General features: G+C 73.4%; 21 protein-coding genes. 12 read left to right on the plus strand and 9 right to left on the minus strand.

The features are described from left to right. Nucleotides 1–3320: VWA domain-containing protein (locus tag NHG27_RS17385; RefSeq protein ID WP_497017152.1), on the minus strand; the 3320-nt coding region annotated here is incomplete at its 3' end. Nucleotides 3321–3488: 168 nt separating this feature from the next. Here NHG27_RS17385 and NHG27_RS17390 point away from each other — a divergent pair. The 6 genes from NHG27_RS17390 to NHG27_RS17415 all read left to right on the plus strand — a co-directional run bounded on the left by NHG27_RS17390 (nt 3489) and on the right by NHG27_RS17415 (nt 9787). Continuing rightward, nucleotides 3489–4019, plus strand: coding sequence for a GNAT family N-acetyltransferase (locus NHG27_RS17390; protein ID WP_193719167.1), 531 nt, complete (start codon nt 3489–3491; stop codon nt 4017–4019). 196 nt (nt 4020–4215) lie between these two features. Then, nucleotides 4216–4632: a universal stress protein gene (locus NHG27_RS17395; RefSeq protein WP_193719168.1), complete on the plus strand. Its 417-nt coding sequence runs from the start codon at nt 4216–4218 to the stop codon at nt 4630–4632. A gap of 184 nt (nt 4633–4816) precedes the next feature. Continuing rightward, nucleotides 4817–5509, plus strand: a complete 693-nt coding sequence (locus NHG27_RS17400; RefSeq protein WP_497017153.1) for a hypothetical protein — start codon at nt 4817–4819, stop codon at nt 5507–5509. A gap of 173 nt (nt 5510–5682) precedes the next feature. Beyond that, nucleotides 5683–7878 (plus strand): sensor histidine kinase, encoded by a 2196-nt coding sequence (locus NHG27_RS17405; protein WP_497017154.1) that lies wholly within the window; start codon nt 5683–5685, stop codon nt 7876–7878. After that, nucleotides 7875–8534 (plus strand): response regulator, encoded by a 660-nt coding sequence (locus NHG27_RS17410; RefSeq protein WP_321575309.1) that lies wholly within the window; start codon nt 7875–7877, stop codon nt 8532–8534. The genes NHG27_RS17405 and NHG27_RS17410 overlap by 4 nt, the downstream gene beginning before the upstream one ends. A gap of 74 nt (nt 8535–8608) precedes the next feature. Further along, the gene (locus tag NHG27_RS17415) at nt 8609–9787 is read left to right on the plus strand and encodes an epoxide hydrolase family protein (RefSeq protein ID WP_497017155.1); all 1179 of its coding nucleotides are present in this window, start codon (nt 8609–8611) and stop codon (nt 9785–9787) included. 74 nt (nt 9788–9861) lie between these two features. Here NHG27_RS17415 and NHG27_RS17420 read toward each other — a convergent pair whose 3' ends face one another. After that, nucleotides 9862–10917 carry a 2,3-butanediol dehydrogenase gene (locus tag NHG27_RS17420; RefSeq protein WP_193719170.1) on the minus strand — a complete coding sequence of 352 codons (1056 nt, stop codon included), beginning with the start codon at nt 10915–10917 and terminating at the stop codon, nt 9862–9864. A gap of 205 nt (nt 10918–11122) precedes the next feature. Here NHG27_RS17420 and NHG27_RS17425 point away from each other — a divergent pair, with 205 nt between their 5' ends. Next, entirely contained in the window at nt 11123–12166 is a 1044-nt protein-coding gene (locus NHG27_RS17425; RefSeq protein ID WP_193719171.1) for a 5'-3' exonuclease, read from the plus strand. Nucleotides 12167–12207: 41 nt separating this feature from the next. On the opposite strand, the gene NHG27_RS17430 is transcribed toward NHG27_RS17425, so the two are convergent. Then, a complete protein-coding gene (locus NHG27_RS17430; protein WP_193719172.1) occupies nt 12208–12348 on the minus strand; it encodes a hypothetical protein in 141 nt (46 codons plus the stop codon). A gap of 196 nt (nt 12349–12544) precedes the next feature. Here NHG27_RS17430 and NHG27_RS17435 point away from each other — a divergent pair, with 196 nt between their 5' ends. Together NHG27_RS17435 and NHG27_RS17440 are read left to right on the plus strand one after the other, a co-directional pair. Further along, nucleotides 12545–15541: a carbohydrate binding domain-containing protein gene (locus NHG27_RS17435; protein WP_497017156.1), complete on the plus strand. Its 2997-nt coding sequence runs from the start codon at nt 12545–12547 to the stop codon at nt 15539–15541. Nucleotides 15542–15687: 146 nt separating this feature from the next. Next, nucleotides 15688–16662 carry a carbohydrate kinase family protein gene (locus NHG27_RS17440; protein ID WP_497017157.1) on the plus strand — a complete coding sequence of 325 codons (975 nt, stop codon included), beginning with the start codon at nt 15688–15690 and terminating at the stop codon, nt 16660–16662. 7 nt (nt 16663–16669) lie between these two features. Here the strand turns inward: NHG27_RS17440 and NHG27_RS17445 are convergent, their stop codons facing one another. The 6 genes from NHG27_RS17445 to NHG27_RS17470 all read right to left on the minus strand — a co-directional run bounded on the left by NHG27_RS17445 (nt 16670) and on the right by NHG27_RS17470 (nt 22246). Beyond that, the gene (locus tag NHG27_RS17445) at nt 16670–17437 is read right to left on the minus strand and encodes an ABC transporter ATP-binding protein (protein WP_497017158.1); all 768 of its coding nucleotides are present in this window, start codon (nt 17435–17437) and stop codon (nt 16670–16672) included. Next, nucleotides 17434–18339 (minus strand): ABC transporter permease, encoded by a 906-nt coding sequence (locus NHG27_RS17450; RefSeq protein ID WP_497017159.1) that lies wholly within the window; start codon nt 18337–18339, stop codon nt 17434–17436. The genes NHG27_RS17445 and NHG27_RS17450 overlap by 4 nt, the downstream gene beginning before the upstream one ends. Then, the gene (locus NHG27_RS17455; RefSeq protein WP_497017160.1) at nt 18336–19142 is read right to left on the minus strand and encodes an ABC transporter substrate-binding protein; all 807 of its coding nucleotides are present in this window, start codon (nt 19140–19142) and stop codon (nt 18336–18338) included. The genes NHG27_RS17450 and NHG27_RS17455 overlap by 4 nt, the downstream gene beginning before the upstream one ends. Continuing rightward, a complete protein-coding gene (locus tag NHG27_RS17460; RefSeq protein ID WP_497017161.1) occupies nt 19139–19612 on the minus strand; it encodes a 4Fe-4S dicluster domain-containing protein in 474 nt (157 codons plus the stop codon). Before NHG27_RS17460 ends, NHG27_RS17455 begins: the two co-directional genes overlap by 4 nt. After that, nucleotides 19609–21423 carry an FAD-binding protein gene (locus NHG27_RS17465; RefSeq protein ID WP_497017162.1) on the minus strand — a complete coding sequence of 605 codons (1815 nt, stop codon included), beginning with the start codon at nt 21421–21423 and terminating at the stop codon, nt 19609–19611. The genes NHG27_RS17460 and NHG27_RS17465 overlap by 4 nt, the downstream gene beginning before the upstream one ends. 301 nt (nt 21424–21724) lie before the next feature. Beyond that, complete coding sequence (locus NHG27_RS17470; RefSeq protein WP_497017163.1) at nt 21725–22246, minus strand: RrF2 family transcriptional regulator; 522 nt, start codon at nt 22244–22246, stop codon at nt 21725–21727. Between the two features lie 119 nt (nt 22247–22365). Between NHG27_RS17470 and NHG27_RS17475 the strand changes: the two genes are divergently transcribed. The 3 genes from NHG27_RS17475 (at nt 22366) to NHG27_RS17485 (ending at nt 25138) form a co-directional block, all read left to right on the plus strand. After that, nucleotides 22366–22671 carry a hypothetical protein gene (locus tag NHG27_RS17475; RefSeq protein ID WP_497017164.1) on the plus strand — a complete coding sequence of 102 codons (306 nt, stop codon included), beginning with the start codon at nt 22366–22368 and terminating at the stop codon, nt 22669–22671. A 98-nt stretch (nt 22672–22769) separates the two neighbouring features. After that, on the plus strand, nt 22770–23729 hold the full coding sequence (locus NHG27_RS17480) for a zinc-binding dehydrogenase (RefSeq protein ID WP_193719179.1): 960 nt from the start codon (nt 22770–22772) through the stop codon (nt 23727–23729). A 464-nt stretch (nt 23730–24193) separates the two neighbouring features. Next, nucleotides 24194–25138, plus strand: coding sequence for an alpha/beta hydrolase (locus NHG27_RS17485; protein WP_321575311.1), 945 nt, complete (start codon nt 24194–24196; stop codon nt 25136–25138). The last annotated feature ends 187 nt before the right edge of the window (nt 25139–25325 follow it).

A 25325-nucleotide genomic window follows, 5' to 3' on the forward strand; every position in this document is an offset into this window, starting at 1 on the left:
CCCGTCGCGGTCAAGGTCCAGTCGGCAGGCTCGTACGTCCCGCCGGTCGTCCCGTTGTCGACCTCCTTGACGAGGGTCAGCGTGGGCTGCTGGGCCGTGTTCGTGATGGTGCACGTCACGTCGGCGTCGAGCGCGACGGTCACGGTGTCGCCCTCGAGCTCCCCGCCCGTGCACGACCACGTGCTCGCGGCGTACCCGGCGGTCTCCGTCTCGGAGAGCACGTAGTTCCCGGCGAAGACCTCGACCGCGGACACGCCGCCCTCGCTCGTCGGGTCACCGTTGCCGGAGACCGTCGGCTGATCCGTGATGTCGTCCGGTGTCGCGGTGAGCGTCCAGTCGGCGGGGACCGCGGTAGATCCCGTGGACCCGTTGTCGACCTCCTTCACCAGGGTCAGACGCCCCGGGACGTCGGCGTTCACGAACGTGCAGGACGCGGTGTCGAGCGCAAGGAGCGAGAAGGTCAGCCCGAGGGACGCCCCGGACGTGGACAAGCACTGGGCACTCTCCTGCTCGTACCCCGTCAGCGTGCTCGACTCGCTGACCGTGTACGTCACGCCCGGGCGGACCGTGATCGGTGTGGCGACATCGGCCCCCTCGACCGACTGAGCGGGCACCACGACACCGTCCGGAACGCCGCTGACCGGGGTCACGTTGAGCTTCCAGTCACTGGGCACCGCGGAACCGCCGAACCGGTTCTCGACGATCTTCCGGACGTCGATCGTCGCCGCCTGGTTCACGGCTGTGCAGCGGATCCACCGGCCCAGCGGCACCGTGACGCCGCCGTTCAGACCGTCGGAGAAGCCGGGGATGACCGAGCCGTCAGCGTCGAGCTCGACGCACAGCCAGGTCCCTGTGGAGCCGGGGATGATGACCGCGTTGGGCCCTCTGACCTGGGCGTAGTTGGGGTCACCGCCCGACTCCGCCAGGGGGTATACCACGCCGGGGGTCACGAGCGCGGTCGCCCCGGGTGAGCCTGTGACGCCGTTCGGTCCGGCGAGCGCGCTGCCGGGGGCGACCGCGTCGAGGGTCCACGCGGTCGGCGACGCCGGACCACCCTGGACCGTCTTGGCGAGCGTCAGCGTGCTCTCGCACGTCACGGTGTTCGTGACCATGGCCGAGTTGGCGCCGGCGACGAGCGTGACCGACGACGGCAAGGCTTGGTCGACCGTCGTGCCGTTCACGTTCGTGACCCGCTGGCTGTCGAACGTGCAGCCCTGGAGACCGTTCGTCGTCGTCTCCGCGACCGCGATCGACTGGCCCTGCTGCAGACCGGTCCGCGGCACTCCCCAGGCCTGCGGAGTTCCTGCGACCTGGGCCACGGCGGTCAGCGCACCAGGCTGCTGCCCGTCCGCGTAGGACGTGCCGTTGACGACCCAGGTCTTGTTGACGACCAGCGACGCCACGGGGCTCGGCGCCCTGTTGTAGATCGTGCAGGTCACGGCCGCGGTGGCCGTCACAGGCACGTCGAACCCGTTCGCCCCGTCGTTGGTCACGGTGACGGGGTCGCCCGTGAGGATGTTGGTGCAGACCGCGTTGGCGCCGTCGACCTGCTGGAGCGTGAAGCCCGGCTGCTGCGTCTCCAGCACGCCGACCGTCCCGCTCGTCGTCCCACCCGCGAACGTCAGCCCGAAGTTCGCCGCGCCAGTACCGACAGCGGTGGTCGCGGTGGCCGGAGCATCGACCGTGACCCCGCCGGTCTGCGACTCCGCAGTGAGCTCCCACCCGCCCGCGGGCTCTGCGCCCTCGATCGACCCGACCGGGGCGCTCGAGGGCACCACCTGCTTGATGACGGAGACCGACCCCTCGCAGTTGCCGAGCGCGAGCGCGCGGAGCTGATTCCCGGCGTCCTCGTAGTCCGCGGTCTGGAAGTAGTCCGTCCCCGCGAGCTGCCCGGAGATCGCACGGAGGTTGAGTCCGCTCCCGGCGCTGTCGATGCCGTCCCCGACACCGAACGCGACCATGTGCGTCCCCTCGTCCTTGACGGCGTTCGCGCTGAACACGCCGTTCTCGACCTCACGCAGACGGGTGTAGTTCCCCGGCCCCTCCTGGTTGCCGTAGAAGGTCGGGTTCCCGTCGGTGATGACGATCGCGACGTCGTAGGCGGCCGCGCTCGTCGCGACCTGGTAGATGCCGCGGTCCCAGTTGGTGCCGCCGACGGCCGTGTAGCTGTTGATCCGGTCCTTCACGAGCTGGGCGCTGTCCGCCGTCGAGACCGGGGTCAGGGCCAGGTTGGGGTTGTTCGCGGCGGGGGCGAGCGAGCTGAACGTGAACAGGCCCATGTTGGACGGCGTCCCCGTCAGGGCGTCGACGAACCGGTTCGCCGCCTGCTTGAGCTGGGGCAGGTCGCCCGCGACGGACCCGGAGAGGTCGAGGACGAGCGCCACGTCGATCCCGCACTGCGCGGGGAAGGTCGGGTTCACCCGTGAGGTCTGCCAGATACCACCGGACGCCACGTTGTTCGTGTTGCCGGTGCCGAGCATGAACGAGCCCTGGGAGGTGTAGGTCGTGCCGTTGCGGAGCTGTGTCCCGGTGCGGAACTGGTATGCCGTGACCGTCGACCCGCTGCTGCCTGTCCCGAGGGTCAGGTTCGTGTACCAGTCCGCCGGGACCCCGGTCTGGACGACCCAGAACCGGCGGTCGCGGTTGGCGCCGCCGACCTGGGTGTTCGGCACCACGAACGAGCAGTCGCCGTCGGCGTCGGACACGCACGTGGCCCACGCGTCGGCGACCGGTGCCGTGGGAGCGCCCACGCCGTCGTAGAGCTGGAGGGTGACCCCGGCCAGCGGTCCGACGGCGACGAGGCTCGTGCGGTCACCGCCCACCTTGACCGTGACGACCGCGTCGTTCCCGGTCGCCGGCGGGACGACGAAGGGCGTCACGCCAGGGTCCTCCTCCGCGTCGTCGGGGGTGGTCGGCTCCGGCTCGGGGGCCGGGTCCGGGGCGAGGTCGGTCTCGGGGACCGGCGGTCCCAGGACCTCACCGCCCGAGGGCTCCTCGGTGGCCGGCGGGTCCGGCGTGGCCGCAGGTTCCTCACCGGTGGTCGGGCCGTCGCTCGGCGTCGGCACGCCCTCCGCAGGGACGTCGACTGGGGGTGTGGGCTCGGCGGCCGCCGGGCTCTCCGGGGACTGCACCGCGGGATCGACGGCCTCCTGGGTCACCGCGCTCGTCGTGTCCGGCGACGGTTCGCCCTCCGCCCCGGCAGGAGCCACGAAGCCCGTGACCACCAGCGACGCCAGGGCGAGGGAAGCCGTGATCCCCGGCAGCAGCCGCTTCTTGAGAGCCTTCGAACCCGTCGACCTTCTGAGCGTTGCACGTCCCATTGCCGTCCCCTTGTTGGCTGAGATCATCGCTGCGAGCCACGTCGTCGGTGGCGTGGCCCGATTTTCAGGGTGACATCACCCGCTCCGTCCAGCGACCGGTGGCCCGTCCGCCGTGACGCGGCACCGACGGCACGACACCCGTCCGGAGCGTCGCGCTAGGGTGCCCGGATGGCCGACGCACCCACCCTGACCGTCCGTCCCGCGACCCGTGCAGACCTGCCCGCGGTCACGGAGATCGCAGCGCACTACGTCCTGCACACGGTCGCCACGTTCCAGACGGACCCGCTCCCCCTCGCGGGCTGGGAGGAGCGGTGGGAGGCGCTGCGCGCTGCGGGGCGCCCGTTCCTGGTCGCCACGGTCCCGGGCGGGGCGGGCCTGCCCGACGGCGTCGCCGGGTTCGCGTACGTGGGCGCGTGGCGCGAGCGGCCCGCCTACGCCGCGACGGGCGAGGACACCATCTACCTCGCCCCGGGCCGCGAGGGGAGGGGCCTGGGCCGCGCGCTGCTCTCCGCGCTCCTGGTCGAGGCCGAGAAGTCCGGGGTGCGCGAGCTCGTCGCCGTCGTGAGCGACGCCGACTCGCCCGCCTCGGTCGTGCTGCACGAGAAGCTCGGGTTCCGGCAGGTCGGGCGGCTCGAGCGCGTGGGACTCAAGCACGGCCGGTGGCTCGACACCGTGCTGCTCCAGCGCTCGCTCGGCTGACGCGCCGCACGGGACGGACCACCCTCTCGACGCGGGGGACGCCGTCGGGCCCAGGGACCTCCCCCGCGAGCGGCCCGCAACCGCGTGGCAGGACCCGGTCGCGCGCCCGTGGCAGGGCCCGGTCGCGCGCCCGTGGCAGGACCCGGTCGCGCGCCCGCGGCAGGTCCCGGTCGCGCGCCCGTGGCACGATGGACAGATGATCCGACCCCTGCTCGTCGGAGTGCACCCGGGCCAGCACCCGGACATCGTTCAGCGCGCCGCCGGTTTTGCCCACGCCCTGGGGACGACGCTCGCGTGCGTGTGGGTCGACGTCGGGCCGGTGCCCGACGACGGCTCGGGTGAGCGCCGGCTCCAGGCCGAGCTCGACCAGGCGCTGCGCGCGACCGGCATCGACTGGCACCTGACCGTCGCGGCCGACGGGGACGTGGCACGTCGGCTCGACGAGACCGCCGTGAGTCACGACGCCGCGGTCGTCGTGGTCGGCGCGCACCGCGCGGGGGCCGACGGGTGGCGGGACGAGGCCCTGGGCGGCTCGGTCGCGGGCCGGCTGTCGCACCTGCAGCACCGACCCGTCGTCGTGCTGCCCGTGCTGCCCGCGCCGACCGCGGACTGACCCTCCCCCGCTGGGCGCGGAGCCCGTCTCCCGCTGGGAGCCGAGCGGCGCCCGGCTGAACCGCCCGGCCTCCCGGGACATCTGCCCCTGCCGCCCGGGACGCCTCCCGCCCCACGCTCGTCGTGTCCACCACCCGCGGCCGCCGCCCACCGGGCCCGGCCCCACGACACGCAGGGGTTCCACCATGACCGCACGACCGACAGCACCGATCACGTCCGACGCCGCCCTCGCCCTCGGGCACCCCGCCCGCACGTCCCGCGCCTGGGCGTGGACCGGCGTCGCCGCCGGGGTCCTGGGCATCGTCTCGATCCAGGCCTCCATGGCGCTCGGCGCGAACTGGGAGCAGACCGCGGGTGACGCCGACGCGATCGTCGCCGACCTCGCGGGCAAGACGTCCACGCTCCTCGTCTTCCACACCGCGACCGTCCTGGTCGCGGTCCTCGTCCTGGTCTTCGCGGCGGGACTCAAGCGACGCCTCGACGTCCAGGCCCCGGCGGGCAGCCTCCTGCCGACGGTCGCGGGCTCGGGGCTCGTCCTCACCTCGGTCGCGGCCCTCATGGGCTCGGGGCTCGACACCCAGTTCATGTTCGGCTTCGCGGACGTCGACAAGGTCGTCCCCGAGTCGGGCGCGTTCTTCAGCGACTGGACCGCGACGATCCCGTGGCTGTGGGTCGGCGCGGGTCTGACGGCGGTCGCGGTGGCAGTGGCCTCGCTGCGGCACGGCGCCGCCCCGCGCTGGATCGGCGTCGTGAGCCTGCTCCTGGGCGGGCTGACGCTGCTCGTGGGGATCTCGCCGCTGCAGTACATGGCGGGGTTCGTGGGTCCGCTGTGGCTCACGGTCGCAGCGCTCGGCTTCGCGCTGGGCGACCGTCGCTGACCTGCCCGACGGCGCAGCGCACCCTCGTGGTCACGTCACCGAGGGCCCGGGACGTCCCGGGCCGCGCGACCGGTCCCGTCCTCCTCACCGGAGGCGGGGCCGGTCGCGGGCGTGCGGGTGGAATCGCTCCCGGCCTCTGTCGCACGGGCGGGCCGACGCCCTACCGTGGCGCTGTGGTCGCTGACGCAGACGTGCCACCGGAGTCCTCCGGCCGTGCGGTCGCGCCCGGGGTGCTGCCCGCGCCGGACCCGGCCGCGCACCGGTCGGCGGCCGGCCGTCGATCGACCGGTCGCAGGTCGACGCCCGGCCGCGGTGGCCCCGGGACCGGGGGGCTGCCGAGGACGGCCCTCGCGATCGCGATCGCGTCATGGGCCCTGGGTCTCTCGGCGCTCGTCCTGCAGCTCGCGTCGGGCGTCGGCGTGCTCCTCGGCGACCTGCTGTTCGTGGTCGTCGACGCCATGGTCGCGCTCGTCTACGGGTCGGTCGGCGCGATCATCCTGTCGCGTCGGCGGCACGTCGTCGGCTGGTTGGTCTCGCTCGCGGGGATCGGCGGTGGGCTGGCCGCCCTGGGCGGCGGCTGGCGCAGCTTCGCGAGCACGCACCCGGACCTGCCGGCGCTCGAGCCGCTCGCCGCGGCCTACGGTCTGGCGTGGGTCCCGGGGACGGTCGGGCTGTTCGTGCTCGTGCCGTGGTTCGTGCGCGACCACCCGCTGTCCGTAGGCGCGTGGCTCGGGGTCGCGGGCGGTGCGGCCTCGATCCTCTTCTTCCTGCTCGCCCCTGTCGACGACCCGCGGCCCGCGATCCTCGGCGTCGTCGTCATGGGGCTCGTGACCGCGGCCGCGACGTGGTGGCGGCACCGGCACGGACCTCCTGAGGAACGCCGTGGCCTGGGGCTCCTGGCCCTGGGCACGGCGATCATGGCCCTGTCGTTCCTCCCGTTGCTCGGGACGTGGGACTCACCGGACGCGATCCTCGCGCTGCCCCTGACCCACCTCGCGTGCCAGGCCCTGTTCCCCGCGGCGCTGCTCGTCTCGGTCCTGCGCAACCGGCTCTGGGGCCTGGACCTCGCGCTGAGCCGCGCGACGATCGGCGCGCTCCTGACGCTCGCGCTCGTCGTGGTGTACGTCGGGCTGGTGGTCGCGGTGACGGCGCTCGTGGGCAACCGGCCGTTCGCGCAGGTGCTCGCCGCCGTCGGGGTGGTGCTCGCGGTCCAGCCGGCCCGCACGTGGCTCCGACGGCGCGTGCGGGCCCTGGTGTACGGCGAGACGACCGACCCCGGGCGGGCGGTGCTGCGCCTGGGCCGTCAGCTCGGCGTCGCGGCGACGGCCGAGGAGCTGCTGCACGGCCTCGTGGCGTCGACCGGCGAGTCGCTCCGGCTCGCGTCGGTGACGCTCACGAGCGGCCGGACCGCGCCGGGCACGGGCCCGCGCGCTGACGACGGACCGCCCGACGGTGCGCCCACCGACGGAGCGCCCACCGACTCCGCCCCTGTCCCGACGACCCCGACCGTCGAGGCCTCGTGGGGGTGGTCCGCCTCGACCCACGTGACCCACGTGCCCGTCGAGCACGGCGGCCGGGTCCTGGGCGACCTCGCGGTCACGCCCCGCGCGGGCGAGCGCCTCGACGCCCGGACGCGGGACGCGCTCGCCCAGCTCGTGCCCGTCGTCGCGGCGGGCCTCGCGCTGGCGAGCGGCGCGCGCGACCTCGAACGTGCCAAGGACGCCGTGACCCGGGCGCGCCTCGCCGAGCGGCGGCTCGTCCGCCGCGAGCTGCACGACGGCGTCGGGCCGTGGCTGAGCGGGTTGCGGCTCGGGCTGCAGGGAGCGCGCAACACCCTCGCGACCGATCCGGCCGCCGCGGCCGCCGTGCTGGAGGCGCTCCAACGGGAGGTCGAGGAGCGGGTCGACGACGTCCGCACGCTCTCGCGCAGCCTCCTGCCGCCCGCGCTCGACGAGGCGGGTCTCGAGGCCGCGCTGCGCGACCTCGCCGACCACCACGACGCCGACGGGTTCGCGGTCGACCTCGCGTGCGGGCCGTGCGACGACCTCGACCCGCGCGTCGCGGCCGCGGCCTACGCGATCGCGAGCGAGGCCGTCATCAACGCGTCCCGGCACAGCGGGGCCGCGGGCTGCCGCGTCGAGGTCGCCGCCCACCCGCCGGGGCCTCCCGGGACGCTCGACGGGCGGACGTACCTGGTCGTGACGTGCGACGACGCGGGGTCGGGCGTCCGGCAGGACGCGCGCGCCGGCGTCGGGACGCGGTCCATGCGGGAGCGCGTCGAGGAGCTCGGTGGGACCCTGGAGATCGCCCCGCTCGCACCGCGCGGCACGCGCGTGCGGGCCGTCCTCCCCCGGAAGGTCGCGCCGTGAGACCGATCCGCGTGGCCATCGTCGACGACCACCCCGTGTTCCGGATCGGGATGGCCGCGCTGCTCGACTCGCTCGAGGGCGTGACCGTCGTGGCGCAGGCCGCGAGCGCCGCCGAGGCCCGCACGACCCTGGTGGCGCCCGGCGACCTGGACGTCGTCGACGTCGTCGTCATGGACCTCGACCTGGGCGACGGGTCGGGCGTCGAGCTCACGCGCGACCTGGTGCGTTCCCGGCCGGACGTGCCCGTGCTCGTCATGACCATGCACGAGGACGACGACTCGGTCGCGGCCTGCCTGCGCGCCGGGGCGCACGGGTTCCTCGTGAAGTCGGCGTCGCCGCACGAGGTCGAGCGCGCCGTGCGAGCCGTGGCGAACGGCGAGCTGATCCTCGCGCCGGGGGTCGCGGCGCGGGCCGTGGCGAACGTGCTGGGCGCGTCGCGCGTGCCCGTACCGTTCCCGCAGCTCACCGACCGTGAGCGCGAGGTCCTCGCGCTGGTCGCCGCGGGCCTCGACAACACCGCGATCTCGCGGCGGCTGTCGCTGAGCACCAAGACGGTCCGCAACTACGTCGCGGGGGTCCTGGCCAAGCTCTCGCTGCGCGACCGGGCCGCGGCGATCGTGCGGGCACGCGAGGAGGGCCTGGTCCCGGACCGCTGAGTCCCGGGCGTCCGGCGCGTCCGGCGCGGAGAAGCGGACAGGACCTGACTGCTACCGTGCGTAGCGTCGGGGACATGGACACGACGACGAGCTCCACGATCCGCCCCTTCCGCCTCGAGATCCCGCAGGTCGACCTCGACGACCTGGCCGGACGTCTCGACCGCACCCGGTTCCCCGCCCCGCTGCCGGGTGACGGCTGGGACACGGGCGTGCCCGTCTCCTACCTGCGCGAGGTCGTCGAGCACTGGCGCACCCGCTACGACTGGCGCGCGCAGGAGGCGGCCATCAACGCCCACCCGCAGTTCCTCACCGAGATCGACGGGCAGCGCGTCCACTTCCTGCACGTGCGCTCGCCCGAGCCCGACGCCCTGCCGCTGCTCCTCACGCACGGCTGGCCGGGCTCGTTCGCCGAGTTCCTCGACGTGATCGGGCCGCTCACGGACCCGCGCGCGCACGGCGGCGATCCCGCGCAGGCCTTCCACGTCGTGGTCCCCTCGCTCCCGGGCTTCGGGTTCTCGGGGCCCACCGAGGCCGGCTGGGACAGCGCGAGGATCGCGGTCGCGTGGGCCGAGCTCATGCGTCGGCTCGGCTACGAGCGCTACGGGGTGCAGGGCGGCGACGTGGGCGCGGGCGTCTCGCCCGAGGTCGCGCGCGCGACCGGGAGCGACGGCACCACGGGGCCGGTCGTGGGCGTGCACCTCAACGGCAACATCGGCATGGCGCTCCACGAGATCGGGGCGGACGAGCTCGCGAGCCTCACGGACCTCGAGCGCGACCGCCTGGGCCGGATCGGGCGCTTCATGACCGAGGAGCTCGGCTACGTCTCGATCCAGGGGACGCGCCCCGGGCTGGTCGGCGCGGCGCTCACCGACTCGCCCGTCGGGCAGCTCGCGTGGATCCTCGACAAGCTCAAGGCGTGGACGTTCCCCGCGGACGCCCTGCCGCACGAGGTGCTCGGCTGGGACCGGATGCTCACCGACGTGATGATCTACTGGCTGACCGGCACGGCCGGGTCGTCGGCGTACATGGCGTACGCGAGCGAGAGCGCGTGGGACGCACCCGAGCCACCGACCGGGGTCCCGACGGCCGTCGTCGTGCTCGCGCACGACGTCGGCATCCGCCGGTACGCCGAGGCCCAGCACCGGATCACGCGGTGGACCGACGTCGAGGGCCGCGGGGGGCACTTCGCGGCGATGGAAGAGCCGGAACTGTTCGTCGCGGACGTGCGGGAGTTCTTCGCGACGGTCCGCTGAGTGCGGAGCAGGTGTCGCCGATCGGGCCGATCGGCGACAGCTGCTCCGCACCCACGCGAGAAGGACCCGGCCCGTCAGGGGTGGACGAGGATCTTGACCGCGGTCTCGTTGCGGTGGATCAGCGTGTCGAAGCCCTCGGTGACGAGGTCCTCGAGCGGGATCTTCGCCGTGATGAACGGGGCGAGGTCCACCTTGCCCTCCTGGACGAGCTTGATCGTCTCGGCGTGGTCGCGCACGTAGGCGATGGTCCCGCGCAGGTCGATCTCCTTGAGGACGAGCTTCTGCATGTCGACCGCGGCGGGCTTGCCCCAGATCGACACGACGACGATCACGCCGGCCGGGCGGACCGCGTCGAAGAGCTGGTCGAGGACCGCGTTGACGCTCGTGCACTCGAACGCGACGTCGACGCCCTTGCCGTCCGTGATCTCGCGGACGCGGGCGATGAGGTTGTCCTGCGTGGGGTCGACGACGTGGTCGGCGACGCCCGTCTCACGGGCCTTGGTCTTCCGGGCCTCGGAGACCTCGGACATGATGACCGTGACGCCGCGCGCCTTGAGGACTGCGGCCGTGAGCAGACCGATCGGGCCGGCGCCGCCCACGAGGGCGACGTCGCCGGCCTGTGCGCCCGAGCGCACGACCGCGTGGTGGCCGACCGACAGGGGCTCGATGAGCGCGGCCTGGTCGAGGGGGATGTCGCCCACGGGGTGGACCCAGCGACGGTCGACGACGATCTTCTCGGAGAGGCCACCGCCACCGCCGGCCAGGCCGATGAAGCCCATCTTGACGCACAGGTGGTAGTTGCCGGCCTCGCACTGCGCGCACTCGCCGCACACGAAGTAGGGCTCGACGACGACGGACTCGCCGACCGTGAGGTCGTCGACGCCCTCGCCGAGCGCGGTCACGGTCCCGGAGAACTCGTGGCCCATCGTCACGGGGATCTCCTCGTGAGACAGGGGGTGGGGGTGGCCCGCCGCGGGGGTGAAGATGGGGCCGTCGAGGTACTCGTGCAGGTCGGAACCGCAGATCCCGCACCACGCGATGTCGATCGCGACCGCGCCGGGCCGCAGCTCGGGGGCCGGGACGTCCTCGATGCGGATGTCTTCTCGTCCGTGGAAACGTGCAGCCTTCATGCTCGCCACGTCCTCTCTCGGTTGGTCGATGAGTTCCTGACAGTCGGACCCGGACGGCCCCCCTGGATGCCCGGGGCAACTTCCACCATAGGCACGTGACCTGCGAGAGAAGGGCGCCAAAGGTCCCGAATCGGATGTGACACATCCCTCGCCGTCGCGTCAGATCAGCGGGCCCGCGTGGGCGCCCGCCGGTACGTTGGGGACCATGACCGACCCGGCGACGACCGCACCCCTGCGCGACACCCAGCTCCCCGGCAGCGGTGGGCTGCTGCTCCTCGACTCCGCGTCGCAGTACTTCCGGGCCTTCTTCGGCGTCCCGGACTCGGTCAAGGCCCCCGACGGCACGCCCGTCAACGCCGTGCGCGGATTCCTCGACACCATCGCGGTCCTCGTCACCGAGCGCCGGCCGGCCCGTGTCGTGGCCTGCTGGGACGACGACTGGCGCCCCGCGTTCCGCGTCGACGCCATCCCGTCCTACAAGGCCCACCGCGTCGCGACCGAGGTCCCCGGCACCACGGGCATCGAGGAGGTACCGGAGGCCCTGACGGTCCAGGTCCCGATCATCGTGGACGTCCTCGCTGCCCTCGGGATCGCGCGCGTGGGGTGCCCCGGCTACGAGGCCGACGACGTGATCGGCACGCTCGTCGAGCGCGAGTCCGTCCGTCGGCGAGCCCTGCGCGAGGAGGGCGGGACGACCGGGGCGAGCGGCGCCGTCGGGCAGGAGGGACCCGTCGAGGTCGTCACCGGGGACCGCGACCTGTTCCAGCTCGTCGACGACACCGTGCCCGTGCGCGTCCTGTACACCGCGCGCGGCCTCAAGAAGCTCGACGTCGTGGACGTCGAGCGGCTCGCCGAGCGCTACGGCGTGACGTCGGGCCAGGCGTACGCCGACATGGCCGCGCTCCGCGGCGACCCCAGCGACGGGCTGCCCGGGGTCGCGGGCATCGGGGAGAAGACGGCCGCGGGCCTGCTGGCCCGGTACGGCGACCTCGCGGGCATCCTGCGCGCACGCGACGAGGGCGACCCCGGCCTGAGCCCCACGCAGCGCCGCCGCCTCACCGAGGCCGCGGATTACCTGGACGTCGCGCCGCTCGTGGTCCAGGTCGCGCGGGACGCTCCCCTGCCCGCGGTGCCCGACGACGTCCCGTCCGCGCCCGCGGACGCTGCGGCCCTCGACGGGCTCGCCGCGCGCTGGGGCCTGCGGTCGAGCGTGGACCGGGTCCTGGAGGCGTTCGCGGCCGTGCGCTGAGCGAGACGTCTGCGGCCCGGAGCCGGGATCGCCGGGCGGGGTCAGCCTCGGGGGGCCCGCCGGTGCCGACGGCGTTCCTCGCCGCGCAGTCCTGCGAGGAACGCCCGCACGACGATCGCCACGAAGACCAGGATCGCCACCACGATGGCGACGTTCACGACGTGCCACGGCTTGATGTCCACTGCACTCCCCTTGCTCGGCGCCGCCCGCGACGGGTTCTCCTGTCGCGCGTCGATGCGCTGGGACGAGGGTCCCACACCTCTGGCCACCCCACGGGATGTCCTGTATGTTCCCGCAAGAAGGGTTGCAACGTTACGCAGCCTTGCAGAAGTCACGCCGTCGTGACTCTCGGCGGCGCCCCCTTGACGAAGGAAGATCATGCGATCAACGACGTTCGCACGGTGGAGACGACCCGTCGCTCTCCTCCTCGGCATCGGGCTCCTGGGCCCGCTCGCCGTCACCTCGGTGGCCACCTCGGCCGTCGGCGCCACGAGCGAGGCCTCGGCCACGGTCTACTACCCGGCCCGCTCGGGCTGGGCCACGACCAACGTCCACTACGCCGCCACGGGCGGCGCGTGGACCACGGTCCCCGGCGTCGCCATGACGCCCGCGTGCGACGGCTGGCTGAGCCGGACCATCCCGCTCGGGACGGCCGGCGGAGCACAGGTCACGTTCAACGACGGGTCGGGGACCTGGGACAGCAACGGCGGCCGCAACTACGCGGTCGGCTCGGGCATCGTGGTCGTCAAGGACGGCGCCGTCACGTCCGGGACCTCGCCGTGCAGCACCACCCCGGGGCCCGAGCCCACACCCACGCCGACCGGCACCCCCACGAGCTCGGCGACCCTCTACTACTCGACGACGTGGACCGCCCCGAAGATCCACTTCAGCACCACGACCGCGGCCTGGACCACGGCACCGGGCAAGTCCATGGAGGCCGCCTGCACCGGGTGGTTCCGGTTCACGATCGACCTGGGGGCAGCCACGGGCGGCAAGGTCGTCTTCAACGACGGCTCAGGCACCTGGGACAACAACGGTGGCAAGGACTACACCTACGGACCCGGGGTCTCGACCGTGAGGAACGGGGCGCTCACGGCGAACGCGACCGACCCGTGCCCGCCCGTCGTCCCCGAGGTCCCCGACACCACGGCCCCGTCGGTCCCCTCGGGCCTGGCCGTGACGGGCACGGGCATCGGCCTCACCGCGAGCTGGACCGCGTCGACCGACGACAAGGCGGTCGCGGGCTACACCGTGACCCGCACGGGCGGCGCGGGCACCGTGACGCGTGACGTCACGGGCACGTCCGCCACCGACTCGAACCTCCTCGAGAACACGGCGTACTCGTACTCCGTGACCGCGTTCGACGCGGCGGGCAACCGCTCCGCCGCGAGCGCGACCGTCTCGAGGACGACCGGCGTCAAGCCGACCACGCCCCCCGCCACGAAGGGCGAGCCGCTCGGCGGGGACCCCCGCGAGGACTCGATCTACTTCGTCATGACCGCGCGCTTCAACGACGGCGACGCGACCAACAACCGTGGCGGCTCGATGCACGTGAAGTCGGGCAACGCCGCGAACGACGACCCCATGTTCCGGGGCGACTTCGAGGGCATCGTCGACAAGCTCGACTACATCAAGGGCCTCGGGTTCTCGGCGATCTGGATCACGCCCGTCGTGCTCAACCGCTCCGACTACGACTTCCACGGCTACCACGGGTGGGACTTCTACCGTGTGGACCCGCGTCTGGAGTCCGAGGGCGCGAGCTACCAGGACCTGATCGACGCCGCGCACGCCCAGGGCATCAAGATCTACCAGGACGTCGTGTACAACCACTCGTCCCGCTGGGGCGCAGAAGGGCTGTTCACCCCGACCGTGTACGGCGCTCGTGACGCGCAGTGGAGCTGGTACTACGACGAGCCCGTCGCGGGCAAGGAGTACGACCCGCTCGAGGAGGACGCCGACGGCTCGACGTACAACGGCGACCTGTGGTCCTCGACGCAGCCCGCGGGCCAGAGCTGTGCCAGCTGGGGGGTCCCGGTCGGCTACTCGGCCGAGGGCTTCCGGACGTACAGCTGCCAGTGGCCCAACGCGACATCGGGCATGTTCCCGTCGACCCTCTACCACCCCTGCTGGATCGGGAACTGGGAGGGCAAGGACGCCCAGGACTGCTGGATCCACGAGGACCTCGCGGACTTCAACACCGAGAACGAGCAGGTGCAGGACTACCTGATCGGCGCGTACAACAGGTACATCGACATGGGCGTCGACGGTTTCCGTGTCGACACCGCGGTCCACATCCCCCGCGTCACCTGGAACCGGGTCTTCCTGCCCGCGATCCAGGAGCACGCGGTCGCGACGCACGGGGAAAAGGGCAAGGACTTCTACGTGTTCGGCGAGGTCGCGCAGTTCGTGCACGACAAGTGGAACCGCGGGTCCGTGAACCACTCGGCGCCGTTCTACACGTGGGACGAGCGCAAGGAGTACTCGCTCGACGACGTGGTCGCCGCAGCCGAGCAGTTCCAGTACGAGAACCTCATGGGGCCGGCGAACCAGCCGACGAGCACCAACGCGACCCTGGTCGGGAACACTTACCACGCGCCCGACCACTCCAAGGCGTCGGGCATGAACATCATCGACATGCGCATGCACATGAACTTCGACGACGCCTCGAACGCCTTCTGGTCCGGCAAGGACTCCGACGACGTCACGAACGACGCGACGTTCAACGCGGTCTACGTGGACAGCCACGACTACGGGCCCGGGAAGTCCCAGACCCGGTTCGCCGGAGGCACCGACGCATGGGCCGAGAACATGAGCCTCATGTGGACGTTCCGCGGCATCCCGACCCTCTACTACGGCTCGGAGATCGAGTTCCAGGCGGGCCAGAAGATCGACTGCGGCCCGACGTGCCCGCTCGCGACGACCGGGCGCGCCTACTACGGCGACCACCTGGCGGGGACGGTCGTGGCGAGCGACTTCGGGGTCGTCTCGTCGGCCACGGGGGCGGTCGCGACGACGCTCCAGCAGCCGTTGGTCAAGCACGTCCAGCGCCTCAACCAGATCCGTCGCGCGGTCCCGGCGCTCCAGAAGGGGCAGTACTCGACCGAGGGCGTCTCCGGGGGGATCGCGTACAAGAAGCGGTTCACCGAGGGTTCCGTGGACTCGTTCGTCCTGGTCGCGGTGAGCGGTTCGGCGACGTTCGCCGGCATCCCGAACGGCACCTACGTGGACGCCGTGACGGGGGACCGCAAGGTCGTCACGGGCGGCTCGCTCGCGGTGCCGGTCAGCGGCAAGGGCAACATGCGCGCCTACGTGCTCGAGCTGCCGGGCAACCCGGCACCGGGCAAGGTCGGTGAGGCGGGTCCGTACCTGAAGTAGCGGCCGTCGGGCGGGGGCCGTCGCCCGGCGGCCCCCGCCCGACCCGGCGCGGGCGCCGCCGGGCAAGCGGTTGACACCGCTGTCAACGGTGCAGGATCGTTCATCGGACCGTCAGACCACCGACCCCTCGCCGCCCAGGAGTCCCGATGCCGCACCCCGCCCCGCACGTCCTCGTCGTCGGAGAGGCGCTCGTCGACCAGGTCGCTCGTGCCGACGGCACGAGCGACGAGCACCCCGGCGGCAGCCCCGCGAACGTCGCCCTCACGCTCGGGCGCCTCGGGCGCGAGGCACGGCTGGCGACACACGTCGGGCGCGACGAGCGTGGCGAGCGGGTCCGCGCGTGGCTCGCCGACTCGGCGGTGACCCTCACCCCGGGGTCCGACGGCGCCACCGCCACGAGCGTGGCCCGAGCGGTCCTCGACGGGTCGGGGGCCGCGACGTACGACTTCGCGATCACGTGGGACCTGGCCCCCGGCACCGCGGCGTCCGACGGGACGCTCGCCGTCCACACGGGCTCGATCGCGGCCGTCCTCGAACCGGGTGCGAGCAAGGTCCACGACCTGGTCCTCGCCGCGCGCGAGCGGGCGACCGTCACGTACGACCCGAACGCCCGCCCCAGCCTCATGGGCACGCCGGAGGCCGCGCTGTCGCGGATCAAGCCGCTCGTCGCGTCCGCCGACGTCGTCAAGGTCAGCGACGAGGACGTCGAGTGGCTGTACCCGGGCCTGGACCCGGTCGAGGTCGCCCGCCGGTGGGCCGGGCGGTCCGGAGCGGGGCCCTCCGGCGCCGGGCCGTCCCAGGACGACCGGGGCCCGGCGGTCGTGGTCGTGACGTTCGGCGGCGAGGGCGCGGTGGCGGTATGCGCCGCGGGCGAGGTGCGCGTGGCCGCGCCCCGGGTCGAGGTCGTGGACACGGTGGGGGCCGGTGACACCTTCATGGGCGCTCTGATCGACGGGCTCTGGGAACGGGACCTCCTGGGGGCCGACCGGCGCGAGGCGCTGCGGGCGATCGATCTGCCGACGCTGACCGCGGTCCTCGAACGGTGCGTGGCCGCGGCCGCGGTCACGGTCTCTCGTGCGGGCGCGAACCCGCCCTGGCGGGACGAGCTCGCAGCCCGCTGAGGCGGGGTCACGCCGCCCCGATCGCCTCCTCGACCCCCAGCTCGAGCAGCAGCCGCCGCCGGAAGTCCCCGAAGCCGGGCACGCCGCGTCGCCGGGGCCTCTCGAACGGCACCTCGAGCTCGACCCCGACCTTCCCGTCCTGGAGCACCGCCACGCGGTCGGCGAGCAGGATCGCCTCGTCGACGTCGTGCGTCACGAGCAGCACGGCGGGCTGGTGCTCGTGGCACAGCTCGGCCACGAGCGCCTGCATCTTGATGCGGGTCAGGGCGTCGAGCGCGGCGAACGGCTCGTCGAGCAGCAGCAGCCGGGGGTTGCGCACGAGCGCCCGGGCGAGCGCCACCCGCTGCGCCTCTCCCCCGGACAGCGTCGTGGGCCACGCGGCCTCGCGCCCGCCGAGGCCCACCTCGGCGAGCGCCGCCGAGGCTGCGGCGCGCCGGTCGCGCGTGGACCGCTGCCCGAGGATCACGTTGGACCCGACACGCTTGGACGCCACGAGCCGGGGCTCCTGGAACACGACGGTGCGCTCGGCCGGGGCCTCGACGGTCCCGGAGTCGTGCTCCTCGAGTCCCGCGAGGATGCGCAGCAGCGTCGTCTTGCCGCTCCCGCTGGCCCCGAGCAGCGCGACGAACTCACCGGGTCGCAAGGTCAGGGAGAAGTTCTCCAGGATGCTCCGGTCGCCGTACGACTTCCCGACGCCCCGGACCTGCACGGTCGGTGCGGTCGGCGCGGTCGGCGCGGTCGGCGCGGCGAGGTCCGGCACGGTCGGTGCGCTCATGACTTTCTCCCGAGTCGCTTGTAGGGCAGCAGGACGCGTTCGAGACCGCGCACGACGAGGTCGACCGACAGCCCCCACACCGCGTAGATCAGGACGCACACGACGAGCACGTCCATCTGGAAGTACTGCTGCGCGGAGACCATGAGGAACCCGATGCCGCGCGGCGCGTTGGACATCTCCGCGACGATGAGCGCGAGCAGCGACACCGACAGCGAGACGCGCAGCCCCACGAGGACCGACGGGATGGCCTCGGGCAGGATCACGTGCCGCACGAGCCCCAGCCCGCGCAGCCCGAACACCTTGCCGGCCTCCAGGATCTTGCGGTCGACGTTCCGCACGCCGCTGTGGGTGTTGAGGTAGAGCGGGAACAGCGCGGCGGCCGCGATGATGATGATCTTGGGCCGTTCGTCGATCCCGAACCAGAGGATGAGCAGCGGCGCGATCGCGAGGAACGGGATGGTGCGCAGCATCTGGAGCGTGGGGTCGAGGAGCTGGTCGCCCAGGCGGAACAGCCCGGCGACGACGCCGAGCGTGAGCCCGAGCAGCCCGCCGACCGCGAAGCCCACGGCCACGCGTCCGAGCGAGACCGACAGGTTCTCCCAGAGCACGCCCGTGCCGACGAGCTCGACGAACGCCGAACCCACCTGCCAGGGGGCGGGGAACTGCTTCTCGTCGATCCAGCCCTGGGCCGAGCCCAGGAACCAGAGCGCGAGGATCGCGGTGGGCACCGAGGCGCGCAGCAGGACGTCGCGCGGTGACCGCTTCTTCCTGCCCGACGCCGTCGCGCCCGTCCGCGGCCCGTCCGCGCCCGGGACGGTGGTCGGCACCGTCCCGGCGGCTGCCGCTGCACCCACCGGGGACGCCTCCGCGGGGGCGCGCGACGTCGTCGTGCCGGCGGTCACTCGACGCCCCACGTGCTGACGTCGAAGGCCTTCGGGGCGGCGCCGGAGCCGACGAGGAAGTCGAGCGTGGACTGCACGGTCTCGAGCCCGTCCGGGTCGATCGCCTGCGTGCCGTACTGCCAGAGCTCGGCCTCCTTGACGACCTCGACGGGCGAGCCGGTCGCCTCGAAGACCCACTGGGCGTAGGCGTCGTGGTCGGCCTCGATCTTGGCGACGCCGGCCTCGGTGACCTCCCAGACCGCGGCGGCGAGCTCGGGGTTCGCCTCGTAGGTCTCGCGCGAGGTGAGGGAGACGCTCGTCGCGAGCAGGTCGGGGTCGTCCTCGCTGGCCTTGGACAGGACCGGGAAGTCGTTCTGGAGGCGCCAGATCCCGGCCGTGGTCGCGGGGACCGGGACGGCGTCGATGTCGCCGCGCTGGAGCGCGGGCAGGGCGTCGGCGAACAGGAGGTTGACGAGCTCGACGTCCTCCAGGACCCCGGCGCGCTCGAGGACCGCGCGGCCGTACTTGTCGAAGTTGGAGCCGAACTGGAGCCCGACCTTCTTGCCCGCGAGCTGGTCGATCGTCGTGACGCCGCCGGTCCTGGTGAGGAACCAGATGTCGGAGGAGGGCTTGGCGATCACGAGCGCCGGGACGTCGAGGCCGCTCGCCCTGGCCTGGGTCGCGGGCGTGTCGCCGATGAAGCCGACCTGGATGTCGCCCGTCTGGAGGGCCTGGACCACTGGCGGCCCGTTGTTGAACCCGACGAAACCCTTGGCGACGAGGGCGACGGACGCCAGGGCGGCGAGGGTGCGGTTCCGGCTCATGAGGGGGCTCCTTGGAGGTGGGTCGTGGTGCTGTCGGGGTGGTCGGTGGTCGTGGTCGGGGCGAGCGCTGCCGCGCGGTGGTAGTCGACGTCGGAGGACAGGACCGCGGCGGCAGTCTCGCCCGCCTGCGGGACGGTCGAGGCGCCGGCCGCCCCGGTGTCCTGGTCGCTGCCCTGCCCTCGCGGTGCGCGACGCCACCCGACCCGGTCCCGGTAGAGGCCCAGGAGGTCGCGGTCGAGCAGGTCGGCCTCGTCGAGGAACGGTGAGCCGGCCGGTTCGGGGGTACGCGACGGGGACACGAAGATCGCGTCCTCGGGGCAGTACGCCTCGCACTGGAAGCAGGTCTGGCAGTCCGAGTGCCGCGCGATGGTCGGCACCCCGCCGTCGACGGCCTCGAAGACGTTGGTCGGGCAGATCCGCACGCAGATGTCGCACGACGTGCAGCGTGCGGCGTTGAGGATCTCGATCACGACGCCTCCTCGGCTCGGGTCGGTGGGGTGGGAGCGGCGTACGGCGCCCCGGCGTCGCCGGTCACGGGTGGCTCCGGGTCCGGGACCACCCACAGGTCGCGCAGCCCGCCCGTGAGCAGGCGCCGGGCCTGCTGCGGGTCGGGGTCGGGGAAGTCGGTGCGCGTGTGCATGCCGCGGGTCTCGGTGCGGTGCAGCGCCGTGCGGTTCGCCCAGCGGGCCATCGCGAGCATGCCTCCCGTCTCGCGCGTGCGGATCGCCTCGGCGCCGCGCACCGCGGCCGGCACCAGCTCGGTGCCCGCGCGGTCCCACAGGTCGTCGAGCGTGTCGAGCGAGCGCACGAGGCCCTGGTGGTGGCGGAAGACCGACTTGTCGATGGGCAGCATCTCGTCGCGGACCGCCGCCGTGATCTCGCGCCACGAGCCCTCCCCGGCCGGGGCCGACAGCGGGGGGTGCGCGGCGTCGTCGGGCCGCAGACCCACCGTGCCCGTGGGCTCGAGGTGCAGCCCGCGCGACGACGGGCCGCGGTCCGCTGCGAGAGCGGCGGCCGCACGGCCCGACCACGTGCCCGTCGCCACGGCCCACGCGAGGTTGGGGCCGCCAGCGCCGGTCGCGGCACCGACCACGCGGTCGCGCGCCGCGACGTCGCCCGCCGCGAACAGACCTGGGACGCCGGTCCACGCGTCGCGGTCCAGGACGTGGACGCCGCCCGTGCCGCGCACCGTTCCCTCCTGGACCCAGTCCATGGGGAAGCGCTCGGTGAACGGGTCGACGCCCAGCTTGTCCGTGACCATGAAGAAGTTGGGCATGGCGGCGCGCAGGGTCGGGCGGACCTCCGGTCCGAACTGCGTGAACTGGGCCGTGATCGTGCCGCGCAGCGAGGCCCCCAGGAGCTCGGCGCGGCTCTTGTGCAGGTTCTCGTACGCGATGGGCACGCCCTGGCGGTCCCAGTAGGACGCCGTGACGAAGAAGCCGTTCTTGTCCATCGAGGTGCCGAACGGGACCATGCCGTAGAAGTTGGAGAACTCCATGCTCGACAGGTGCGCGCCCACCTCGGCGGCCATCAGGTGGCCCTCTCCCGTGTTGACGTCGCCGCCCAGGGAGTGGGACTTCCAGGTGGTGCCGCCCGTCGCGAGCACGACGGCGCCGCTCGCCACGCGCCAGGCACGCCCCGTCTGGCGCTGGTAGCCCTGGGCGCCCGAGACGACGCCCGCGCCGTCGACCAGGAGCTCGAGCGCGGGGCTGTGGTCGAGGACCGTGACCCCGTTCTTCTTGACCTTGCCGCGCAGGAAGCGCAGGTAGTCGGGGGACGAGCCCGAGAACGACCGCTCGCCGGGGCGGCGCGCGAAGGGGTTCGGGGCTGGGGCGGTGCGGGCTCCGCCTGCTGCCGGGCGCGAGCGACGCGTGCGCTCGTACCCCCACTCCTCGATGAGCGCGGTGCGGTACCAGGCCTCGTCGAGCACGTCGTTGGTCCAGTCGCGGTCGGTGAGGTAGCCGCCCTGCTCCTCTCGCGGCGTGATCTCCTCGTCGCGGCGGTCCGCGTCCGGCGGGACGAGCCAGTGCCCGACGCCCGCCGTCGCCGCGACGCCGCTCGTGCCGCAGTAGCCCTTGTCGACCAGGACGACGCTCGCGCCCTGCTCGGTCGCGGTGATCGCGGACCACGTCGCGGCCGGTCCGCCGCCGATCACGAGGACGTCGGCGTGCAGCAGGAGGTGGTCGGCCGAGTCCTCGACGAGCGTGGGACGTGGTGCGCGCTGCGGGGCGCGAGGCGGGACGCGGCGCGGCGCTCCGGGGACGGAGGGGGGCGTGGGCACAACCATGAGGGGTCGCTTTCGGGGGGCCGCGACCTGGTCGCGGGTGCACAGGCGCGCCGGAAGGGCCGGCGCAGGGGGGCTGGTTCGTCCGGTCAGACGGGACGACAGCGACAGCCCGGCGCGGTGGCACGCACCAGGTGGTGCGCGCGGTGCGTCGGCTCGGTGTGCATGGGAGCGACGCTAGTTGAACTGGACCGAAACGGTCCAGATTCGGTTGGTGGATGAGACAAGGTTGCACAGTGTTAACGCACGCTGGTCGACGCACGCGACGACCCCGGCCCGTCGAGCGCGGCAGGGCCCCTCAGAGATCCGCGGTGCCACCCGGGCCGGCCGCCCCGCCCCGCAGCTCGACCTCGTCGCCGAACGGGCGCGTGACCCACGCCTCCGAGTCCCCCACGAGGTGCGCGACGTCGTCGGGCAGCGCGCCCGACGCGATGTCCCCGATCGTGACGTGCTCCAGGACCGAACGCATCGCGACCCGCAGCGCGACCCACGTCTGCCGGAGCGCCGCCGCGGACGGCGCGTACGACGTGTCCTCCGGCTGGACCCCCGCGACGTTCGCGAGCGGACCGTCGATCGCACGGATCACGTCCGCGACCGCGATCCGCGACGGGTCCGCCGCCAGACGGAAGCCCCCGTCGGCGCCCCGGCGGCTCTCGACCAGGCCCGACCGCCGCAGCTGGTTGAGGATGCCCAGGAGGAAGGACCCCGGGATGCCCTGCGCCCTGCCGACGCGCTCAGCCGTCACGAACCCCTCGTCGCGGGCGACGGCGAGCTCCACGCACGCGCGGACGGCGTAGTCGATCTTGGCGGTGATGCGCATGGGCACAGTATGCCGACGCGATGTTTCCGGGCGTGCAGGTATATCGGGTGAAGAGGGTCACGGCGCCGGGCCCGGCCCGGGGTTCGGCCCGGGCGCCCGAGGTGTGGCAGGGTGCAGCGGTGACCTCCTACCGGGTGAGCCTCGTCGTCGGGATGCTGCGCCCCGGCGCGTCCCCGGAAGCCGTGCTGCCCGCGGCCGCGGCCGCAGCGCGCGAGGTGACGGAGGTCGAGGCCTACGACCTGGGGATCGTGCGCGGCGAGGCCCGCGTCACCGTGCGCTACCTCGCCGAGGACGACGACCGGGCCGCCGAGATCGCGCGCGCCGTCCGTGCCGCCGCCGGCGCGCTCGTCGAGGTCGGCGGCGCGGTGTTCACCCGACGCTACGGCCCGAGGTGGCACCCCGTGCCGGGCGGCATCCACCGCTGACCTGCACCGGCGCCCCGCTCCTTCTCACGACGCGGACGGCGTGCGGCACCGGCCCGGGCTCGGACGCGATCCGCGCGGGGAGACCGTAGGTTGGACACATGCTTGCCGCCTACGTGACGCACTTCGACCAGCAGGACCCGCTCGCAGGACTGACCGTCGGAGAGCGACCCGCTCCCGAGCCCCGGGAGAACTGGTCCGTCGTGGACGTCCGGGCCGCGAGCCTCAACCACCACGACCTGTGGTCGCTGCGCGGCGTCGGGCTCCGTGCCGAGCAGCTCCCCATGATCCTCGGCACCGACGCCGCGGGCGTCGCCCCCGACGGGACCGAGGTCGTCGTCCACGGCGTGATCGGCGCCGACGGGCACGGCGTGGGCCCGGCCGAGTCCCGGACGCTCCTCTCGGAGAAGTACCAGGGGACGCTCGCCGAGCAGGTCGTCGTCCCCACCAAGAACCTGGTCCCCAAGCCGCCGGAGCTCACCTTCGTGGAGGCGGCCTGCCTCCCGACGGCGTGGCTCACCGCCTACCGCATGCTCTTCACCGTCGCGCGGCTCGCCCCGGGCGACCGCGTGCTCGTGCAAGGAGCGGGCGGCGGGGTCGCGAGCGCGGCGACGCGCCTCGCGAGCGCGGCCGGTGTCGAGGTGTTCGTGACCTCGCGGTCCTCGGCCAAGCGGGCGCGAGCCCTGCAGCAGGGGGCGTCCGCGGTGCTCGAGCCCGGCGCCCGCCTGCCCGCACGGGTCGACGCCGTGATCGAGACCGTCGGGCAGGCGACCTGGTCGCACTCGATGCGATCGGTCCGGCCCGGCGGGACCGTGGTCGTCGCCGGGGCGACCTCGGGAGACGCGAGCCCCGCCGAGCTCTCCCGGATCTTCTTCCAGGAGATCACCGTGCAGGGCGTCACCATGGGGTCGCGCGAGGACCTCGCGGCCCTGCTGCGGTTCCTCGCCCGGACCGACGTCCGCCCGACCGTCGACGAGGTCCTTCCCCTGGCCCAGGCCGCAGCCGGCCTCGCACGGCTCGACGCCGGGGAGCAGTACGGGAAGATCGTGCTCACGACATGAGCGACGGCGAGGACCGGTCGGTCCGGGGCAGTCCCGCGCGGGCCCCGCGCACCGCAGCCGGACGTGAGGGCGGCTCCGGACCGGAGGCCGCTGCTGCCGGCCCCGAGGCCGGTGCTGCCGGCCCTGATGCCGGTGGCGACGGGACTCGCGGTGGTGACCCGAACCGCGGTGGTGACCGGGACGACGCCGTCGAGCCTCGAGCTGATGTCGTCGCCGGGCGACCGTCCCCTGCCAGGCCCCGGGGTGACGACCCGCGCCCCGCCGGGTCCGCAGGGTCGCACGAGTGGACGGGCTCGGCCCGGGTCGCCGGTGCACGACGTCGCGCCCGGGGTGCATCGCCCCGGACCCTGACCCTCGCGTCGTTGCGCTCGCCCCTGTCCGTGGACGCGCCGTCCTCCCCTGCCCGCCCCCGCACGCCCTCGACACCGCGACCGCGTCCGCAGCGCGGGCGGTGGGAGGAGGACGTGCTCGGCCCGGACTACCGGCGCCTGACCCTCACCCTCACCCCCGACGACGAGGGCGACGTCGTCGCGACCCTCGTCCGCTACGACCCGCCGACCGACGAGGCCGTCCGACCGGTGCGCGCGGTGCTGTACGTCCACGGCTGGAGCGACTACTTCTTCCAGACAGAGCTCGCCGAGTACTGGCACTCCCAGGGCGCGGCGTTCTTCGCGCTCGACCTGCGCAAGTACGGGCGCAGCCTCCGACCGCACCAGACCCCCGGGTACATGGAGCACCTCCACGAGTACGACGAGGACCTCGAGACCGCGCTCGCCGTCATCCACACCGAGCTGGGGACGCACGCAGCGGTCATGCTGAACGGGCACTCGACGGGTGGCCTCACCGGCGTCCTCTGGGCGAACAGGAACCCAGGCCGACTGCGGGGGCTCGTCCTGAACAGCCCGTGGTTGGAGCTGCAGGGCTCGTCGACCGTCCGGACCGTGTCGACCCCCGCGATCCGTCAGCTCGCACGGTTCCAGCCCAAGGCTCCCCTGCCGAACATCGACGCGGGCTACTACGCGCGCACCCTGCGTGACCTCGAGAGCGGCGGCTGGGAGTTCAACCCCGCCTGGCGACCGGTGCCGTCGTTCGCGGTGCGGGCCGGCTGGCTGCGCGGGATCATCGAGGGCCACGCGACGGTCGCAGCGGGGCTCTCCGTCGCGTGCCCGATCATCGTCCTGACGTCCGACCGGACCATCATCAGTCCACGCTGGAGCGAGGACATGCGCCAGGCGGACATCGTGCTCGACGTCGAGCTTCTCGCCCGGCGCGCACCGCACCTGGGACCCGTGGTCACGATCGCCCGCATCCCCGGAGGGATCCACGACCTGACCTTGTCGCGACCCGCACCGCGCGCGCGGTACTACGCCGAGATCACACGGTGGCTCGCGGGATACGGCTGGAGCTGAGCGATTCGGGGCGTCCCCGTCCCGGTGCGCCGGCTGACGCTCCCGCACGCTCCGGGCAGGCCCGAGCCCCCGCTCCCCCTGGGGGCTGTGGTGTGTTGGGGGTATGCCAAAGGCCCACCCCGTGAGGGGTGGGCCTTTGGTGAATGGTTGTCCGGCGGCGACCTACTCTCCCACCCCGTCTCCAGGG

The organism is Oerskovia sp. 140933, from assembly GCF_059651515.1.

Excerpts from the sequence above, each read along its gene's own strand:
- NHG27_RS17415 (WP_497017155.1), top strand. The coding sequence starts at position 8,609 with ATGGACACGACGACGAGCTCCACGATCCGCCCCTTCCGCCTCGAGATC.
- NHG27_RS17480 (WP_193719179.1), top strand. The coding sequence starts at position 22,770 with ATGCTTGCCGCCTACGTGACGCACTTCGACCAGCAGGACCCGCTCGCA.
- NHG27_RS17425 (WP_193719171.1), top strand. The coding sequence starts at position 11,123 with ATGACCGACCCGGCGACGACCGCACCCCTGCGCGACACCCAGCTCCCC.
- NHG27_RS17445 (WP_497017158.1), bottom strand. The coding sequence starts at position 17,437 with ATGAGCGCACCGACCGTGCCGGACCTCGCCGCGCCGACCGCGCCGACC.
- NHG27_RS17395 (WP_193719168.1), top strand. The coding sequence starts at position 4,216 with ATGATCCGACCCCTGCTCGTCGGAGTGCACCCGGGCCAGCACCCGGAC.
- NHG27_RS17440 (WP_497017157.1), top strand. The coding sequence starts at position 15,688 with ATGCCGCACCCCGCCCCGCACGTCCTCGTCGTCGGAGAGGCGCTCGTC.
- NHG27_RS17400 (WP_497017153.1), top strand. The coding sequence starts at position 4,817 with ATGACCGCACGACCGACAGCACCGATCACGTCCGACGCCGCCCTCGCC.
- NHG27_RS17470 (WP_497017163.1), bottom strand. The coding sequence starts at position 22,246 with ATGCGCATCACCGCCAAGATCGACTACGCCGTCCGCGCGTGCGTGGAG.
- NHG27_RS17455 (WP_497017160.1), bottom strand. The coding sequence starts at position 19,142 with ATGAGCCGGAACCGCACCCTCGCCGCCCTGGCGTCCGTCGCCCTCGTC.
- NHG27_RS17390 (WP_193719167.1), top strand. The coding sequence starts at position 3,489 with ATGGCCGACGCACCCACCCTGACCGTCCGTCCCGCGACCCGTGCAGAC.
- NHG27_RS17420 (WP_193719170.1), bottom strand. The coding sequence starts at position 10,917 with ATGAAGGCTGCACGTTTCCACGGACGAGAAGACATCCGCATCGAGGAC.
- NHG27_RS17435 (WP_497017156.1), top strand. The coding sequence starts at position 12,545 with ATGCGATCAACGACGTTCGCACGGTGGAGACGACCCGTCGCTCTCCTC.